General features: G+C 63.6%; 14 protein-coding genes. 5 read left to right on the forward strand and 9 right to left on the reverse strand.

All coding sequences use genetic code 11. The features are described 5' to 3' along the window. Positions 1 to 20 precede the first annotated feature (20 nt). Positions 21 to 770, reverse strand: a complete 750-nt coding sequence (locus tag J5Y21_RS07905; RefSeq protein WP_210574281.1) for a hypothetical protein — start codon at positions 768 to 770, stop codon at positions 21 to 23. A gap of 129 nt (positions 771 to 899) precedes the next feature. Here J5Y21_RS07905 and hflX point away from each other — a divergent pair, with 129 nt between their 5' ends. The 3 genes from hflX (at position 900) to J5Y21_RS07920 (ending at position 4986) form a co-directional block, all read left to right on the forward strand. Then, positions 900 to 2420, forward strand: coding sequence for a GTPase HflX (gene hflX / locus J5Y21_RS07910; protein WP_210574230.1), 1521 nt, complete (start codon positions 900 to 902; stop codon positions 2418 to 2420). Between the two features lie 44 nt (positions 2421 to 2464). Beyond that, on the forward strand, positions 2465 to 3781 hold the full coding sequence (locus J5Y21_RS07915; RefSeq protein WP_210574231.1) for a solute carrier family 23 protein: 1317 nt from the start codon (positions 2465 to 2467) through the stop codon (positions 3779 to 3781). A gap of 119 nt (positions 3782 to 3900) precedes the next feature. Then, positions 3901 to 4986 (forward strand): HNH endonuclease signature motif containing protein, encoded by a 1086-nt coding sequence (locus tag J5Y21_RS07920; RefSeq protein WP_210574233.1) that lies wholly within the window; start codon positions 3901 to 3903, stop codon positions 4984 to 4986. Between the two features lie 47 nt (positions 4987 to 5033). On the opposite strand, the gene J5Y21_RS07925 is transcribed toward J5Y21_RS07920, so the two are convergent. The 5 genes from J5Y21_RS07925 to lexA form a co-directional block, all read right to left on the reverse strand. Further along, positions 5034 to 5303, reverse strand: coding sequence for an HPr family phosphocarrier protein (locus J5Y21_RS07925; protein ID WP_210574235.1), 270 nt, complete (start codon positions 5301 to 5303; stop codon positions 5034 to 5036). 64 nt (positions 5304 to 5367) lie between these two features. Then, positions 5368 to 7392, reverse strand: a complete 2025-nt coding sequence (locus tag J5Y21_RS07930) for a fructose-specific PTS transporter subunit EIIC (RefSeq protein ID WP_210574237.1) — start codon at positions 7390 to 7392, stop codon at positions 5368 to 5370. Between the two features lie 13 nt (positions 7393 to 7405). Then, a complete protein-coding gene (locus J5Y21_RS07935; protein WP_210574239.1) occupies positions 7406 to 8371 on the reverse strand; it encodes a 1-phosphofructokinase family hexose kinase in 966 nt (321 codons plus the stop codon). Between the two features lie 144 nt (positions 8372 to 8515). Then, complete coding sequence (locus J5Y21_RS07940) at positions 8516 to 9295, reverse strand: DeoR/GlpR family DNA-binding transcription regulator (protein ID WP_210574241.1); 780 nt, start codon at positions 9293 to 9295, stop codon at positions 8516 to 8518. A gap of 131 nt (positions 9296 to 9426) precedes the next feature. After that, the gene (lexA, locus tag J5Y21_RS07945) at positions 9427 to 10101 is read right to left on the reverse strand and encodes a transcriptional repressor LexA (RefSeq protein ID WP_210574243.1); all 675 of its coding nucleotides are present in this window, start codon (positions 10099 to 10101) and stop codon (positions 9427 to 9429) included. 323 nt (positions 10102 to 10424) lie between these two features. On the opposite strand from lexA, the gene J5Y21_RS07950 reads away from it, so the two are divergent. Both J5Y21_RS07950 and nrdR read left to right on the forward strand, forming a co-directional pair. Next, entirely contained in the window at positions 10425 to 10751 is a 327-nt protein-coding gene (locus tag J5Y21_RS07950; protein ID WP_210574245.1) for a hypothetical protein, read from the forward strand. Positions 10752 to 10823: 72 nt separating this feature from the next. Continuing rightward, positions 10824 to 11288 (forward strand): transcriptional regulator NrdR, encoded by a 465-nt coding sequence (nrdR, locus tag J5Y21_RS07955; RefSeq protein ID WP_210574246.1) that lies wholly within the window; start codon positions 10824 to 10826, stop codon positions 11286 to 11288. Positions 11289 to 11324: 36 nt separating this feature from the next. Here the strand turns inward: nrdR and hrpA are convergent, their stop codons facing one another. The 3 genes from hrpA to J5Y21_RS07970 are packed head-to-tail and all read right to left on the reverse strand — an operon-like array spanning position 11325 to position 18847. Next, positions 11325 to 15242: an ATP-dependent RNA helicase HrpA gene (gene hrpA, locus J5Y21_RS07960; protein WP_210574247.1), complete on the reverse strand. Its 3918-nt coding sequence runs from the start codon at positions 15240 to 15242 to the stop codon at positions 11325 to 11327. 47 nt (positions 15243 to 15289) lie between these two features. After that, complete coding sequence (locus J5Y21_RS07965) at positions 15290 to 16231, reverse strand: hydrogen peroxide-inducible genes activator (protein ID WP_210574248.1); 942 nt, start codon at positions 16229 to 16231, stop codon at positions 15290 to 15292. Between the two features lie 54 nt (positions 16232 to 16285). Then, positions 16286 to 18847, reverse strand: coding sequence for a DUF3516 domain-containing protein (locus J5Y21_RS07970; RefSeq protein ID WP_349236971.1), 2562 nt, complete (start codon positions 18845 to 18847; stop codon positions 16286 to 16288). Positions 18848 to 18856: the final 9 nt, after the last annotated feature.

An 18856-nucleotide genomic window follows, 5' to 3' on the forward strand; every position in this document is an offset into this window, starting at 1 on the left:
GTCCTTGCTTTCCTAGCTGACTAGTGTCCGCCGCAACCGCAGCTGCCGCCACCGCAACCGCCGCCACCGCCGCAACCGGCAGCCATTGCGACCTGGCCAGCGAGCACCGCGGTGCCAGCAATGACTGAATTGCGCTCCGGCAGCTCGGCGCCGGAGTCGGGCAGGACTACGTCGAAGGGGAACGCGCCGTCGACGGAGACGTGAACGAAGCGCTCGCCGGTCAACGTGTTGGTGCGGTACTCAGCCTCCAGGACGCGGGCCGAGAATGCCGCGGCGGCGTCCGGGGCAGCAGCGGCACCGGAATTGACGCGCTCAGCTCCCTCGGACACGATCGTCCCCAGGGTCTCGCCGGTGGCGGCGAGGTATTCGTCGACGCTGCCGTAGTGCTGCACGTCAATAGCCAGGGCAGTGAAGCCCATTTCTTGCCACTCGAGGGTGGATTCGTCGACAAGCAATGGGCCCTGCGCAATATTCGCCGTGACGGACGCGATCGCGTTGCCCATCGGATCGACGACATCGCAGAGCCCCACGACATCGTTGAGCATCGTGACATGCGCGTACGTGCGCGTCGTCGAATCGAAACCGGCGAATGTCGCGAACGGCTCAACAGCCAAAATGTTCAGCTGGGCGCCCGACGGGTCCGAAAACTGGATCAGCTGGCCGCCGCGCACCTCGCCCGTCACCGCGAGCTGATTCGACGCGATCGCGGCTTCGACGGCGTCCTGCCACCGCGAATAGCCCATGCCGATGCTGGATAGATCTGTCGTGATCGTCTCACTCATAACTCCCGATCCTAGTGCCGGGGTGGCGGAAGGGAACAATCCGCCGTCGCACGCGGTTGCGAATGAGGAAGGCGTTTGTTTTGCCTGGACATGCAGCCATGCGACAATAAGGACTCAATGACGAAACCTTTTTCCGTATTCTCCGCCGACTCTGACGATGAGACGGCCCACGACAAGCTCCTCGCGGAAGCGTTCCGCCACAACGCGCCGCCTGCCGCGCGCGACAGCGCGGACCCGACGGTCGGTTCGCTGGACCTCGCCGAGCGCAACGCTTTTCGACGCGTCATCCGCGACACCGAGATCCGCTCCGAAGACCACGAGGACATCTACGAGGTTGAGTACCGCAAGCTGCGCCTCGAGCAGGTCATTCTGGTCGGCATGTGGACCGAGGGAACGATCGCCGAGGTCGAAGCGAACATGAACGAGCTGGCCGCGCTGGCCGAGACCGCTGGCGCCGACGTCGTGGAGATGCTCTACCAAAAGCGCGACAAGCCGGACCCGGGCACTTACATCGGCTCGGGCAAGGTCAGCGAGCTGCGCGACGTCGTGCACGCGACCGGTGCCGACACGGTGGTGTGCGACGGTGAGCTCTCGCCCGGCCAGATGGTGGCGCTCGAGGAAGCGCTGAAGGTCAAGGTGATCGACCGCACCATGCTCATTCTCGATATTTTCGCGCAGCACGCGAAGTCGAAAGAGGGCAAGGCCCAGGTCAGTCTCGCGCAAATGGAATACCTCTATACCCGCACACGCGGTTGGGGCGGCAACCTGTCGCGCCAGGCAGGCGGACGCGCGGGCTCCAACGGCGGCGTGGGTCTGCGCGGCCCCGGTGAGACGCGCATCGAGGCGGACCGCCGTCGACTGCGTTCCGAGATGGCGAAGCTGCGCCGCGAGCTGGCAGGCATGAAAACGGCCCGCGACGTCAAGCGCGCCCAGCGCCAGCGCTCGACCATTCCGAAGATCGCGATCGCGGGTTACACCAACGCGGGCAAATCCTCGCTCATCAACGCCATGACGGATGCGGGCGTGCTGGTGGAGGACGCGCTATTCGCGACGCTGGATCCGTCGACACGCAAAGCCGAGCTTGCCGACGGCCGTTCCGTCGTGCTCACCGACACCGTCGGGTTTGTGCGCCACCTGCCCACGCAGCTTGTCGAAGCGTTCAAGTCCACCCTCGAGGAGGTCGCGGGCGCGGATTTGATGTTGCACGTCGTCGATGGTTCCGACCCGTTCCCGCTGAAGCAGATCAAGGCCGTGACCGAGGTGCTCGCCGAAATCACGCGCGACACAGGCGAGGAGATCCCGCCCGAGATCGTCGTGGTGAACAAGATCGACCAAGCTGATCCGGTCGTGTTGGCGGAGCTGCGCCACGCATTCGCCGATTCGGGTCGCGACGTCGTGTTCGTCTCCGCTCGCACGGGCGAAGGCATCGCGGAGCTCGAGGGCCGCATCGAGATGTTCCTCAACACGCTCGACGCACACGCGAGAATGCTCGTGCCGTACACGCGCGGCGACATCGTCTCCCGCCTCCACGAAGAAGGCACAGTACGCAGCGAGGACTACAAGGAAGAGGGCACGCTTATCGACGTCCGCCTGCCCCGCGTCCTCGCCGACCAGTACTCCGAATTCGTGGTCGGCTGAGACGAATTCGCCGTGGCCGGACGCGGTGCTAGATTTGTGAGTCTGTGAGCTTTATTCCCTCCTGGACCGTCCACGGTGACGGCAAAACCATCCAACCTGGATCTGTTGTTGCGCCAGAAGAGCGCTTGAGCTGGTCCCGCACAATCGGAATCGGCATGCAGCACGTCATCGCCATGTTCGGCGCAACGCTGCTGGTGCCCACCCTGACCGGCTTCCCGGTGAACACCACGCTGCTGTTTTCCGGTTTGGGCACCATCATCTTCCTGTCAATTACGCGCAACCGGTTGCCCAGCTACCTGGGGTCGTCGTTCGCGTTCATCGCCCCGCTGACAGCCTCGCAGCAGCACGGCATTGGTGCGCAGCTCGGCGGCATTCTCGTGACAGGTCTCGCGCTTATCGGCGTGGGGCTGCTGGTCACCTGGGCCGGCAAGCGCGTCATCGACGCTGTCATGCCGCCCGTGGTCACAGGCGCGATCGTCGCGCTGATCGGTTTGAACCTGGCGCCGACTGCTGTGGCGAACACCCAGACGCAGCCCGCCGTCGGCCTGGTCACCTTGGCGACGATTCTGATCGCCACCGCGTGTCTGCGCGGCATGGCTACGCGCTTGTCCATCCTCATCGGTGTGGTCACTGGGTGGGTGTTCGCGGCTGTGACCGGCAATCTTGCCGAAGACGCGGGCGAGACCATCGCCGCTGCTCCGTGGATCGGCCTGCCGACGTTCCACACCCCCGAATTTCATCTCTCGGCGATCCTGGTGACGCTGCCGGTGCTCGTCGTCCTCATCGCCGAGAATGTCGGCCACGTCAAAGCGGTCGCCGAGATGACACGCCGCGACCTCGACGACCTCGCCGGTCCCGCTCTTATCGGCGACGGCATCGCGACAACCCTCGCAGGTGGCTTCGGCGGCTCCGGCACCACCACTTATGCCGAGAATATCGGCGTCATGGCGGCCACCCGCGTCTACTCCACGGCCGCCTACTGGGTGGCGGCAGTCTTTGCCATCCTGCTCGCGTTCGTACCCAAATTCGGTGCTTTGATTTTCACCATTCCCGCCGGCGTGCTCGGCGGCGCGTGCCTGGTGCTCTATGGGCTCATCGGCATGCTGGGCGTGCGGATTTGGCAGGACAACCACGTCGACTTCAACAACCCCATCAACCTCACGATGGCGGCAGTCGCCCTGATCGTCGGCATCGGCAACCTCACTTTCGAGATCGGCAATGTCACTTTGGAGGGCATCGCGCTCGGCTCCATCGGCATCATGGTTTTGTACCCGGTCATGCGGTGGGCGTATGGCACCCTCGGCGAAGGTCGGCTCCTTCCCGCCGGCGACCGCGCTGCCACGATCGAAACCCGCGATTAAACCACGCGGGAGACACCGCGCGCATCCCGGGGCCTGTCAGCCTGTGGACAACTCGCGTTATCCACAGGCCCACATCCGTCTCGATTGACGGTTCCGCGCTGATCTTTAGTCTGCGGGGTATGAGCACATTTGCTTCATTCCTCGACACGCAGACTGCCGACGCCTTAGACGTCCTCGCCGATTTCGACCGCGAGGCCGCTCTTGCCGCCGGCATTCGACCGAGCCATGTCGACGAATGGCAGCTCGTCCGTGATACCTACTTCGGAACCACCACATGGACCGCGCAGCAGCGGCTCGCCGTGGAGGTGGTGCGCTCGCGGAAGATGAGTATCGACCAGCTAGCGCTTATCGAGAAACAGCTCAAGAAAGTCAAAGATCCCCGCCAGAAGTGGGAGCTGCGGTTCGAGCTGTTGGGGGTGAGCGGGAGGTATGAGACGGTGCGTCGTAAAGCGAAAGCTTTGATCGGCGAGGAAAAGAAACCCGCGCGGAAGCAACTGTGCTTCTCGAAAACGCGCAACGGACGCCGCACGATGACCGTCACCGCCGACGAACGCGACCTCGCCGACCTCGAGCACGCGCTTCTGCGCGGCATCGACCCGTCGAAAGCCGCCGCACCGCAAATGCTCGCAAACTTCCTGCAGCTCATGCGCAGCGGTAATGCCGGTGTCCCGGCCGCTGTACCGCGACCCATCGTGCTCGTTCCGCTGCCCGCATACAGCCGGATCATGGCGGGCGACGGCGACGATATCCGCCTCGGGCTTACCGACGCCACCACCATGACCGGTGCGGAATTCCTCCAGCAATGCGTCAGCGAAGAACTCGAACTCGCCGCAGTGCACCCGCAAGAAGGACCTGTGAACCTTTACCGGGCGCAGCGGTTGGCGAACCAGAAGCAGCGCGACCTCGCGCGGGTGTCCTCGCCTGTGTGCCCGGTGCCCGGCTGCCGCCACGGCGCTGACGCGTGCGAAATCCACCACATCACAGCGTGGAAGAACGGGGGAGAGACCAACGCCGCGAATCTCGCGCCGCTGTGCAGGTACCACAACCGCGTCAACGACGACGACCCGTGGCGCGCGAAACGCGGCCGCATCGAACGCGTGCGGGGAACACCGATGTGGCGCTCGCCCCGCGGATACCTCGTGCCCAACGACTACCACCCGTACGCGGCAGTAGACACCCTGTTCGGGCCGAGAGGGCCGACATAGAAAAAGCTCCGGCACTTAAAGCCGGAGCTTGGACAGGCGACGTTTTCTTATTCGTCGTCCAGGTTGGACTCGATGAGTGCCGCGATCTTCTCAACGGCCTCGTCGTTATCGGACGAGACAGTCACCTCGGCGCCGTGCTCTGCTCCCATGGCCATGATCATCAGGGACGATGCGGCATCCGTCTCATCGTCCTCGTCGCCGCCGACGAGGGTGAGAATGATGTCGTCGTCGTACTCGCCGGCCGCTTCCGCGATCACGGTCGCTGGGCGGGCGTGCAGCCCTACGGTGGAGCCGACGGTGACTGTTTTGGAAGCCATGTGAAGTCCTTTCTCTGGGGCGCGTTTGCGACCTATCGTAGGAGATTTTTGCAGTGCCGAACGGTTACGCGGCGGAGGCTGTCGGTGTCGGTTCGGGAGCCACAGCGTTGTGCGCTGCCTCCTCAATGGTCTTGTTAGGCCACAGGCGCTTGGCGGCGATGACGGCAAGTGCTGCGACTGCCACGCCGGCTGCCAGGGCGATGAAGAGGCCCCACCACGGCTCATATGCGAAAATGACGAAGATGCCGCCGTGCGGTGCCTTCACACCCACGCCGAGCGCCATCGAGGTCGCGCCGGCAGCGGCGCCGCCCAGCATCATCGACGGAATGACGCGCAACGGGTCGGCCGCGGCGAACGGGATCGCACCCTCGGACACGAATGACAAGCCGAGCAGCCACGCTGATTTTCCGTTCTCCTGCTCAGCGGGGGTGAAGAGCTTTGCGCGGAGGAATGTCGCAACAGACAGGGCGATCGGCGGGACCATGCCGGAGATCATGACAGCAGCCATGACCTCGTAGGCGGCGTCGGTTCCCGCTGACAGGCCTGCAGTACCGAAGAGATAGGCAGCCTTGTTCACGGGGCCGCCGAGGTCGAAGCACATCATGAGACCGACGATGACGCCGAGCAGAATTGCCGACGAGCCGCTCATCGACTCCAACCACCCCTGCAAGCTCGTCATGATTGCGCCAAGCGGGCGACCGAGCAGCAGGAACATGAGCAGACCCACGGTCAGCGATGTCAGCAGCGGAATGATCACCACCGGCATCAGCGAACCGAGCCAGCGCGGCACCTTCCACGAGCCGATCCAATACGCGATGAGACCGGCAAGCAGACCGGTAACCAAACCGCCGATGAAACCGGCGCCGACCATCACGGAGATAGCGCCGCCGATAAAACCAGGAGCGATGCCGGGGCGCCCGGCGATGCCGTAGCCGATATAGCCGGAGAGAGCAGCGACGACGAATTGCATTGCCAATTGCCCGATGGCGAAGAGGACCGCGCCGAGGTACAAGGCCCAGCCGGAGCGGTCGAAGTGGACGGGGGCTCCGTCGATAAGCACATCGTTGCCCGGCAAATTCGTCGGCGAATACTCGAGCGGAATGACCTGCCAACCACCTGCGACGTCGTAGCCGCCAACGAGGAAACCGAGCGCGAGCAACAACCCGCCGGCTGCGACGAACGGCACCATGTAGGACACGCCCGTCATGACGGCTTGCTGGATGCGCTTCGGCCAGCCGACGTCGCCGCGCGTTTCGACAGCGGTGGCGGCAACGCGCCGGGCGTGCGGGTTGTCGGCGGCGGCAATCGCCTCGTCGATCATCGCGTTGGGCTCGTTGATGCCACGCTTGACAGGGCTGTCCACGACAGGTTTGCCCGCGAAGCGCTCCCGGTCGCGCACGGCAACATCGTGGGCGAAGATGACGGCATCCGCCGAATCGATGAACTCCTGGTCGACCCGGCCCCCGCCCGACGACCCCTGAGGTTCGATGCGTAGCTCGACATCGTCGCGGCCTTGCGCCGCCTGTTCGAGAGCGTCGGCGGCCATGTAGGTGTGCGCGATGCCCGTTGCGCACGACGTGACGGCGACGATGCGCTTCTTCGGCGCGGATGCTGCGCCCGAGCTGCTTTTCTTCGTCGCGCTGAGCACCTCGTCGACGGCTGCGACGATGTCCGCAGGGGTCGCGGCAGTGCGCAGCTTATCGACGAAATCCCCCCGCACCAGCGCCCGCGCCAACTTCGACAGAATCTTCAAGTGTTCCTTGCCGCCTCCCTCAGGGGCGGCGATGAGGAAGACGAGTTCGGCGTCGCCGTCTGGGCCTGCGAAATCGACGGGGCGGGACAGACGCGCAAAAGCAAGCGTCGGTTCTTTCACCGCGGAGGTGCGGCAGTGGGGGATTGCCACGCGGCCGTTGACGCCGGTGCCGGTTTTCTCTTCGCGGGCGGTGGCGGCGTCGGCAAGCGTGCTCGGCTCGTTGGTTCGTCCTGCCTCCGCAACGATCGAAGCGAGGTGTCCGATGACATCGCCGGGCGTTTCCCCGAAGTCGCAGTCGAGCCGGACGAGGTCCGGGGTGATGGTGGGTGAAGACACGGTGTGGCCTTTCTTAGAGTTCGCGCACTAGGGTGCGTTCGAGATCGATGTCGTCCGGGGAGGGGCTTTCAGTGCCGGGGTTCGCGGCGGCTGCGGTGCCGTAGGCGACGGCGTGGCGGAGCGCGTCGGGGAAATCCGCGCCGTTCAGGCGCGCTAGGACATAGCCTGCCAGTGCGCTGTCGCCCGCACCGACGGTGGAGCGCACCTGCGCGGGTGGGGCGGCGGCGTGCCATGCGCCGTGCGCGGTGACAAGGCATGCGCCGGCTCCGCCGAGGGTGACGAGCACGTCGCTCATGCCCTTTTCGACGAGCTCCCGCGCGGCATCTGCGACCTGTTCGAAACAGCCGCTTTCTGCTTGGCGTTGGAGTTCGGCACCGTCGCGTCCGCAGAGTTGACCAAGCTCAAAAGCATTCGGCTTGACGACGTCCGGCGCCGCCCCGTCCACCTGTTCCCCCAACTGTTTGAGAGGTTCGTCCGAAGTGTCAACAGCGATCAGCACCTCGGGGCAGGTCGTGCGCAGAGCGCGGATGAGCGTCGGGTACCAGTCTGCCGGTGCTCCTGGCGGAAGCGACCCGGCGAGGACCACTGCCTTTGTCGCCGGTGCGGATGCAGCCGTAGTGAGCTCCGCTTCAAGCGCTCGCATGACGGTCTCCGTGAGCGCTGCGCCGGGCTCGTTGAGCTTGGTCGTTCGTCCGTCGGCTTCGGTGACGGTGGTATTCGTCCGGACTGCACCGTCGACCGGAATCGTCCGCAGTCGGAGACCAGTCCGAGCCGTAAGAGCGACAAAGGGGTCGTGCTGGGCGGCGGGTGCGATGGCAACGGTGTCGCGGCCGGCTTTCACCATGGCGCTGGCGACGTTGATTCCTTTACCCCCGGGCTGCCGGAGACTGCGCGTCACGCGGAGTACTCCGCCGAGTTCAAGACGGTTGACGCACATTGTCACGTCGATGCTCGGGTTGGCGGTGAATGTCACAATCACGTGGAGTGTCCCTTCCTGGCCCTTGGCGTGCGCAGGGTGAGCCTCCTCCGAATATGGGGGTAGAGGAGTCGTGTCCCTTCATGTCCGAGTATGCCCGGTTGTGTGACTGTGCTCAACAATCGGGGCACCAGTGCGGGAGGGGGCTTACTCGGCCAGGATCACGTCGACACCGAGCTCGGTCAGCTCATCGACGAAGGATGACGGTGCGTCGGTGTCCGTGACAACGACGTCGACACTGTCGAGCCCCGCGAAGCTGACCAGGTAATCGCTTCCCAACTTCGAGGAATCGCACAGCACAACTACCTTGCGGGCATTGGTCACCATTGCTGATTTCACTGCCGCTTCCTGTGCGTCGGCCGTCGATAAGCCGTGATCGACGGTGAGGGCATTGGTGCCGATGAACGCGACGTCGGCACGCAAAAGCGCGAGCGTGCGAAGCGCTGTGTCCCCGACAACTGCCTGCGTAATGGCGCGCACAGTACCGCCGAGCAACTGGATGTTGAGCTTTCCCGAGCTGGACAGGTCGACTGCGATCGGCAAAGAATTCGTCACGAACGACAATGACGGTGCACCAGGCGCGTCTTTGATCAATCCTGCGAGGACGTTGGTCGTCGTGCCCGCGTCGAGGAAGACCGACCCTTCGCCGGAAGGCAGGAATTGCAGCGCGGCTTTCGCGATCGCTGACTTCGCCGTCGTCGCCGAGCGGAGGCGGGTGTCCAAGGGAAGCTCTGTGGTCAGGTACGACTGACTCGACACCGCACCGCCGTGCACGCGCTGAACAATGCCGTCGCGGTCGAGGACAGCAAGGTCGCGGCGGATTGTTTCAGCTGTGACGTCGAATTTATCGGAGAGTTCGGTAACGTTGACGCGCCCCTCGACTGCTGTCAGGGACGCGATTTGGCGGCGCCGCTCTTCGGCGTACATGGGCACTTCCTTCCAGGGCCTCGAACATCGCGTGCGAGGCACTCACGCTCGTGCACCATTATTCCCACAAAGAGAACGCAATCGGGCCAGCGGGTGTCCGGGTGTGCCCGATTCACCCCCGGACGGGGAGGTTAGAGCCGGCGGAAAACAGAGACAACCAGGCCCATGATTTCCGCATCGTCGCCCTTAATGGGGGCAAAAGCTTCGTTATGGGGCAGAAGCCACACACCGGAGGAGTCTTGGTGGAATTCCTTGACGGTCGCCTCCCCGTCGATAAGCGCGGCGACGAATTGCCCTTCTTCCGCGACGGGCTGCGTGCGGACGGCGACCCAGTCCCCGTCGAGGATGCCCGCATCGCGCATGGACTCGCCGACGACCTGGAGGAGATAGAGATCGCCGTCGCCGACGAGCTCCTCGGGCAGCGGGAAATACTCCGACACATTCTCTTCCGCCAGGATCGGGTTGCCTGCTGCTATCTGGCCGAGCACCGGAATGTAGCGCGGGGCAGCTGCATCTTCCGGCGTCGGTTCCGGCTTGCGGGTCTTGCGACCGGCGGTCTCGGGAAGGTGGCGCAGGTCGACGGCGCGCGGTTTATTCGGGTCGCGCCGCAAAAAGCCCTTCTTCTCGAGCTCCTTGAGTTGGTATGCCACCGAGGATGTCGACTGCAGACCCGCAGCATCCCCGATCTCGCGGATGCTCGGCGGGTAGCCCCGGAGCACCACCGCATCCTGGATGACCTCCAGAATGCGACGTTGGCGCTCGGTCAACGACTTCAGGTCAGGTTTCTTGTCTTCTCGTTTCGGCATTGGCTGCGTCCTCTTTCTTTCCGTGATCGTCGTTAGCGGTGTGGCGGGTGAAAACCCTCACATACTTCGACGACGCGGCCCGGCGTTCGGTTCCCTTGCCTCCTGTTTACCACGTATGAGCAAATTTGTTCGAAATATTTCGCGTGCGCCTAGACAAAAATTCGGAGCCTTGCTATAAATCGAACATAGAATCTATCGAACATCTACTCGAACGGTGTGGCGGCCGTGGTTCAACGGGGCCATAGAATCGCAACCACACAACAAGAAAGGGAACGACAATGACCATCTCCATCGCACGCACTAACAGCACTGATTCTTTCTCTATGGCAACGCCGCAACGCGTTCAGCCGGCGGATGTCTGGGACCTGGATCGCCGCCGATCCGGCAATGCCGCGCCGGTGCATGTTCGAACGTTGGAATCATCGAATCGAAAATACGGTCCTATCCCGGACGGTCACTCCGGCAGGGATGAGGGCGGCGCCGATAGTTTCGAAACTCGCCGCGAGAAGACCGGGGCGGCGCTCATGGGTGCGCTCTTCGGTTTGGCCCTGATTGTCGGATCGGCTTTCGGCGGAGCGTTCTCCGGCGGGGATGCCGGCTTCGTCCCGCAGGATGCGGGCAACCAGATTGCGGCTGTCTCGCAGCGCTAGCAAGCAGGGGGGCCCGTTCGGCCGGGCCGGGGGCGAAAATATGGCCACAGCGAACGGGTAAGATGCAGTGTCGTGCACTGCCCTTTTTGTCAGAACGATAGCTCCCGCGTCTCAGACTCGCGTCTCGTGGACGGCGGAGCAGCCATCCGCCGCCGTCGCGAATGCACGGAGTGCGGGGGACGTTTCACCACCATGGAAAAAGCGGTGTTGACGGTGGTGAAGCGCAACGGGGTCAGCGAGCCCTTTGACCGCGACAAGCTCATCGTCGGCGTGCGCCGCGCGTGCCAAGGTCGCGACGTGTCCGATGACTCGCTGAAGCGCCTCGCGCAGGAAGTCGAAGAGATCGTGCGCAGCCACGGCAGCTCCCAGATCCCGTCGAATGAAATCGGTCTTGCGATCTTGGAGCCGCTGCGTGCGCTGGATGAGGTCGCGTACCTGCGTTTCGCGTCCGTGTACAAGTCCTTCGAAAGCGCCGACGACTTCGAATCGGAGATCCGTCTCATGCGTCGCAAGGATCGCGGGATGGACGAGCTCTAGCGAACGGCCCGGGATGATCCACTTTCTGAGGCGTGGCTAGAGCTTGTCGATCATCTTCTCGATGCGCCGCGGACTCACCGGCTTCGCAGTACCCAGACGCTGGGCGAACAGGCTCACGCGCAGCTCTTGGATTCGCCAATTGATGTCTTTGACTGCCCGGGATTTCGCGCGGTTAGCGGGCAGGCGTTGGAGCTTGGCATCGCGGTATGCCTTGACGTCATCGATAACGGATTGGCGGTCGGCATCGCGGTCGGGGTCGAGGTTCATGTCGTCGAGACGCGCTTGGATCGCCGACATATAGCGCGGCAGGTGCTGGAGATTCTCGGTGCCGTGAATCGTGATCGCGTTCTTCGGCAGCAGGAAGCGCATTTGCTGCTTAATGTCGTCGATGGCGGGGCCGTCCCAATTGTCGATTTCGGCGGCGATGTTGACGTATTCGACAATTCCGCCGGCGAGTGCGACGACGGAGCGGCGAACGGCACCAGGAACCTGGGGTTTGACCGCGCCCAGCAGTGTCTTGAACTCGTCGGGAGTGCGCACGGGGCCGCCATTTTTCATCATGAGGTCGCGGATTGCGGCCACGCGCGCATCCTCGACGAGTCCAGCGGCACCACCGTGGGGATACTTATCGACGGCCACACGCTGCCGCAACGGCAACCCCTTCGTCATGTGGGAAACGTTGACGGGGATCTGGCGCATCAGCATAGTTAGCGTGGCCGTCATCATGGAGGCGTCGGCGGCAGCCTTGGTGGGGAAGACCTTGACGCGAACGCCGTCGGCAGTCGCTTCCAGGGCGGGATACGCATCGACGTCGTTGCCTTCGATCGTCGTAGTGACGGTTTCAGGCACGTCGCCGAGGGTATCGGCAGTCCAGTCTTTGGCGGAGTCGGATTCCGCTTTCTTCGTCGCCTTGGCCACAGAAGACGTAATGTGGCCAGCCTGGCGGTTTTTGAGAGCGCTGAGGCTCTTGTCGTGATCGATGATCTTGCCGCGGCGGTCGACGGCGGCGAAGGTCATCGTGAGGTGCGCCGGTAGCGCATTGGGGCGGAAGTCGGACCCGTTGATGCCGTGGCCGCCGAGAGATTGCAAAACGTCGGCGAGTTGTTCGGTGATGGGAGCTTCGAACGGGACGAGCTTGCCCATCGCCCGGTCGGCGAATTCCGGGGCCGGGACAACCGTTTTGCGCAGCGCTTTCGGAAGAGAACGGATGAGTTCGGTGACCAGTTCCTCGCGTAGTCCGGGCACGAGCCAGTCGAAACCGGTGTCTTCGAGTCCCGCGAGGAGAGGAACGGGGACGAGCACCGTCACACCGTCGAAGGGGTCGCCGGGCTCGAATTTGTACTGGAGGTCGTAGTCGATGGAGCCGTGGCGCCAAGTGTCGGGGAAGGCGGTGTCGCCGGCGTCGGGGGAGGCGTCGTTAAGCAATGCCTCGGGGTCGAAGTCGAGGAAAGACGCGTCGTGCTGGCGCTTCTTCTTCCACCATGCGTCGAAGTGACGGCCGGTCCCGATGTCGTCGGGGATGCGCTGGTCGTAGAAGTCGAACAGGGTGTCTTCGTCGACGACGATGCCGCGGCGGCGCACCTTTTCCTCGACGGCAGCGGCTTCTTCGAGCAGAGCCGCGTTGTGCTTCAAGAATTTATGGTGAGCATTCCACTCGCCGTCGATAAGCGCGTGGCGGATGAACAGGTCGCGGGCAGCCTCCATGTCGACGCGGTGGTACGGAACCAGGCGGTCAGCGACGACGGTGACTCCGTAGAGCATCGACTTCTGGTGCACCATCGGCGCGGCGCGCTTTTGCGACCACACCGGTTCGGAATAGGAGTGCTTGAGAAGGTCGCGGGCGATCTTTTCCACCCACGACGGGTCGATCGCGGCGACATCGCGCGCCCAGAGGCGCGACGTCTCGACGAGCTCGGCCGCCATCACGAATTCCGGCGGTTTCTTCGCCAGCGCGGAACCCGGGAAAACCATGAAGCGGGTCCCGCGGGCGCCCTTGAATTCCTTGGAGTTTCCGTCGCGAGCACCGATATTGGACAGCAGCCCGGTAAGTAGCGACTGATGGATCGCGTTGGTGTCGCGGTCGGCAGCATCGACGGCAGACGACACATTCTTCCACCCGAGCTGCGCTTCAGCGTCGCGGAGCTGGCGCACAAGGTCGAACCACTCGCGGATTCGCATGTAGTGGAGGAATTCCTTCTTCATGCGTTTGCGGAAAGCATTGCCGGACAGTTCGTCGCGCGAGTCCTTGATGTAGTCCCAGAGATTCAAAGACGCGAGGAAGTCGGAGGTCGTGTCCTTGAAGCGGGCGTGCGCCTGGTCAGCCTGCGCCTGGTATTCCAGGGGGCGTTCGCGGACGTCCTGAATGGTCATGGCGGCGACGATGATGGTCACGTCGCGGAGCACACCGAGCCGGTCGGCTTCGACGAGCATGCGCGCCATGCGCGGGTCGACGGGAATGCGTGCGATATCGCGGCCGACACCGGTCAGCGCAGGTTCAGCGTGGTCGCGCGAGTCTTTGATGGCGCCCAGCTCCTTCAGGAGCAGGAGACCGTCGCGGACTGCTTTCGGTTCGGGCGGCTGCACGAAGGGGAATTCGGAGATATCGCCGAGCCGCAGATTGATCATCTGGAGGATGACGCTGGCCAGGTTAGTGCGCAGGATTTCCGGGTCAGTGAATTCGGGGCGCGCGTTGAAATTGTCTTCGGAGTAGAGGCGGATGGCGATGCCGTCGGCGGTGCGGCCCGAGCGGCCGGAACGCTGATTGGCGCTGGCCTGCGAGATCTCCTCGATGGGGAGACGCTGGACCTTGGTGCGGGTGGAGTAGCGCGAGATGCGCGCAAGGCCGGTGTCCACGACATAGTGGATGCCCGGCACGGTCAGCGATGTCTCTGCGATATTGGTGGCCAACACGATGCGGCGGCCGGAGTGCGGTGAGAACACGCGGTGCTGCTCGGCATTGGACAGGCGGCCGAACAGGGGAGTGACTTCGACGCCGCGCCAGTGCTGTTTCTCGATGACTTCCATCGCGTCGCGGATATCGCGCTCGGAGGCGAAGAAGCACAGGATGTCGCCGTCGCCTTCGCGCATGAGTTCTTTCAGCGCGTCGATAAGCCCGTCGAGCATGTCGATGTCGACGACCTTAGTGCTTCCGTCCTTGGCGACCACTTCCGTCTCCAGCGGCCGATAGCGGATTTCCACTGGGTAGGTGCGCCCGGAGACTTCGATGATGGGCGCGGGTTCGCCGGAAGCGTCAGCGAAGTGCGCGGCGAAGCGCTCGGGGTCGATGGTCGCGGAGGTGATGATCACTTTCAGGTCGGGCCGCGCAGGCAGCAGGCGTTTGAGGTAGCCGAGGAGGAAGTCGATATTGAGCGACCGCTCGTGGGCCTCGTCGATGATGATCGTGTCGTAGGCGTTCAGGAACCGGTCGCGCTGCATTTCGGCGAGGAGAATGCCGTCGGTCATGAGTTTGACGGCGGTGGTGTCGGTAACGCGGTCGTCGAAGCGGATGGCGTAGCCGACGGTCTCGCCGATGTCTTGGCCGAGTTCGTGGGCGATGCGTTCGGCAACGGTGCGCGCGGCGATACGGCGCGGCTGGGTGTGGCCGATCAGGCCGCGGCGTCCGCGCCCGAGCTCGAGGAGCATCTTTGGGATCTGCGTGGTCTTGCCGGAGCCGGTCTCACCAGCGATGACGACGACCTGGTTGTCTCGGATGAGCTCCATGATGTCGTCGCGCCGCGCGGAGACAGGGAGGGATTCGGGGTACTCGATCGCGGGCACATGCTTATCGACGTCCGCTACTTTCCCCGCCTCTGCATCCATGTCAGCGCTGATCTGGCCAAGCGCGTGCGGAGAACGTGCCTTTTTCAGGCGCCGCTTGAAACGCCGGACGCTGGCGATGGGCAGCTCGTCGAGGCGGCGGTAGAGCTCGTCGCGGGTGAGTTCAGGGTTCGTCATAGTCAACGCGCGAGTCTACCCGCGTGCGAGCAGCCGTCGTGCGGTGGCTATGCGCGCTTATCGACGGTCGCGTGGAACGCTTCCGCAATCAGCTCCCCGAGGGCAGTGAATTCCTCGGTGCGCGTGGACGATGAGCGGTGCACGAGTCCGATGTCGCGTGAGGCGGTGACATCGTCGGCGAAGTGCGCGACAGCGACGTTGGGGCGCGCGCATTCGACGGGGACGGCGGAGACAGGGAGCAGCGTGGCACCGTAGCCGGCGGCGACGAGCTGGATGATGGTGGTCAGTGAGGACGCACGGGTGACGGATTCGGTCATTCCGGCTACGTCGAGGTTGGCGGTGCGGCACAGGTCCATGATCTGGTCACGCAGGCAGTGGCCGTCGTCCATGAGGAGCATGTCGAGAGCGTCGAGTTCGGCGAGTGCGACGTCGCTGCGGCCGGCGAGGCCGTTGGTTTCGTTCACGGCGATGGCGAAGTCCTCGGTGTAGAGGGGAATTTCGTCGAGGCCGGTCGTGCCGGAGGGAAAGGCGATGAGTGCGGCGTCGAGCTGGCCGTTGCGCAGTTGCTCCATGAGCGCCGGGGTCGTCTCCTCGACGACTTTCGGTTCAAGGTCCGGGTAGCGCTCTTGGGCGAGGCGCAGAAATTCTGGCAGTAGGTACGGCGCGATGGTGGGAATGATGCCGAGCGTGAGTTGCCCGTTGAGAATGCCTTGGGCGCCGCGGGAGTGCTGCACGAAGGATTCGGCGGCTTCGAGCGTGGCTTGGGCGTAGGGGAGGAGGCGTTCGCCGACGGGGGTGACGATGACTTTGCGCGTCGAGCGCTCGATGAGCTGGATTCCCAAGCCGGATTCCAAGGCGACGAGTGCCTGGGACAGGGATGGCTGGGAGATCTGCAGATGGCTGGCCGCGGTGCCGAAGTGCCGGTGTTCGGCAATGGTCACGAAGGTGCGGATTTGAGCCAGCGTCGGGCGGTACTCCTTATTACTCATATCTTCAAAAACTACAAGGATTAATAGGTTGGTGCGGGAAAATAGCAGAAATACTTAATGGCGCATTTCAAGAGAGCTCAGGCGGACTTCGCCGGCGGCATCGGAAGCATCAAGGTCAACGGTGCCGTGCAATTGGAAAGAATTGTCGCCTTCAGGGTCTTTGACGATCTGAGTGACAGTCCAGCTGCGGGAGTCCGTGTCGGCAAGCACGAAGTACTCGGGTCCGCGGGCATCGGCGTCCAAGTCGACGTCATCGTAGTCGTCGAAATAATCGTCCATGAGTGCAGGCCAGTCGGGCTGGTCGGCCAGCTCCATGTAGTCGAGCATGTCGGCGAGCTCTTTTTCCTTCTCGAAGGCGAAGAGCTCGACCATGCGGAAGAAATAATTGCGCACCATGATGGTGAAGGCGCGGCGATTGGCAGTCAGAGCGGTCGGATCTTCCACGCCGAAGGCCAGTTCGCGTTCCAGATCGTCGCGGCTGATGGGGGTGTTCTCGTCGGCCATGTGGGCCCATTCGTCGATAAGCGATGAATCGACCTGGCGGATGAGCTCGCCGAGCCACACGATGATGTCGTCGAGACGCTCTGTCATGTACGCGTCGGGGATGGAATGCGACAGTGTGCGCCATGCGTCGGTGAGGTAGCGCAGGACGACGCCTTCGCTGCGCGCGAGACCGTATGTGGCGATGACATCGGAGAATGTCATCGCGTGCTCGATCATGTCGCGCACGACCGATTTGGGGGAGAGGTCGAATTCCTTCGCCCACGGATTGCCTTGCACGAAGGTCTCGTAGGCGTCCTCGAGCTCGTCGCGCAGCGGCTGCGGGTAGGTGACGTCCTCGATGAGCGCCATGCGTTCGGTGTAGTCGACGCCGTCGGCCTTGAGTGCGGCGATTTCCTCGCCGCGCGCCGCGGATTGCTGGGCTTGGAGGAGCTGGCGCGGATCGTCGAGAATCGCCTCGAATGTGGAGATGACGTCCAAGTCGTAGGTTTCCGAGGCTGGGTCGAGCAACGTCAAAAACGCGAGCGCGAACGGCGACAGTGGCTGGTTGAGCGCGAAGTCCCGGTCGAGCTCCGCAGTCAGCGTGTACGGGCGGAACGCGGGAGAATCCGGGGTGCGCTCGACGACCTCGGCGGCGATGAGCCCGCGGAAGAGATCGACGGCGGTGAGAATGTCGCGGTTCTGTTTGGCGCGGGTGTCGTGGTTGTCGCGCAGCAAGTGCTTCATGTGCTCGTAACCGTCGCCGGGACGTGCGACGACGTTGAGCAGCATCGAGTTCGACACAGTGAATTGGCTGGTCAGCTCCTCCGGCTCAGCTTCGGTGAGCCGGTTGAACGTCTTCTCCGACCACGAGACTTCGCCGTCGCGCGGGGCCTTCTTGCGGATCTTCTTCAGTTTCTTCGGGTCGTCGCCGGCCTTGCGGCGGAGTTTCACGTTCTCGATTTCGTGCTCGGGCGCTTCGACGACGACGGTGCCTTCCGTGTCGTAACCGGCGCGGCCCGCGCGTCCGGCGATCTGGTGGAATTCGCGGGATTTCACGATGCGCTGCTTCGTCCCATCGAATTTCGCCAGCCCGGTCATGAGCACGGTACGGATCGGCACGTTGATGCCCACGCCGAGCGTGTCCGTTCCGCAAATGACCTTCAAATGGCCCGCCTGGGCGAGACGCTCGACGAGACGGCGGTACTTCGGCAGCATGCCCGCGTGGTGGATACCGATACCGCGGCGCAGCAGCTTCGACAGGGTCTTGCCGAAGGTGGTGGTGAAGCGGAAATCGCCGATGGCGTCGCGGATCGCTTCTTTTTTCTCGGGCGTAATGATGGACATCGACGTGAGCGCCTGCGCGCGCTCGGTCGCCTCACGCTGGGAGAAATGCACGACGTAGACGGGCGCCTTACCGTCGGAAAGCAGCTCTTCAATGGTGTCGTGGACGGGCGTGAACACATAGTGGAAGTCCAGCGGCACGGGGCGCTCGGAGCCGCCGACATAAGTAGTTGTGCGGCCCGTGCGGCGGGTCAGGTCGTCTTCGAGCCACTTCGTGTCGCCCAAGGTCGCGGACATGAGCAAGAACTGCGCCTTCGGCAACTCCAGCAGCGGCACCTGCCACGCCCAGCCACGGTCGGGCTCGGAGTAGTAGTGGAACTCGTCCATCACGACTTGGCGGATGTCGGATTTAGCGCCCTCGCGCAGCGCGATATTGGCCACGATCTCAGCAGTAGCCGCAATGATCGGGGCATCGCCGTTGACGGTGGCGTCGCCGGTCATCATGCCGACATTCTCCGGGCCGAAAATCTCGCACAGGGAGAAGAATTTCTCGCTCACCAACGCCTTGATCGGCGCGGTGTAGAAAGACCGCTGGCCGCGCGCCATGGCGATGAAGTGCGCAGCGTTAGCCACCATCGACTTACCGGACCCAGTGGGCGTGGCCAAGATGACATTGTCACCGGACAACAGAGCCAGCGACGCTTCCTCCTGTGCCGGATACAGCGAGATCCCGCGCGAGGAGGTCCAGGAGGTGAAAGAGTCCCAGACTGCGTCGTCGATAAGCGTGCTCGGGACGTTCTCGAGATCCGCAATGGAATCTCCGAGCGTCGGTGCTGAGGCGTTGGAAGTCACCTCACCCAC

Origin of the sequence: Corynebacterium sp. Marseille-P3884 (genome assembly GCF_017942225.1) — a bacterium.
Lineage (GTDB): Bacteria > Actinomycetota > Actinomycetes > Mycobacteriales > Mycobacteriaceae > Corynebacterium.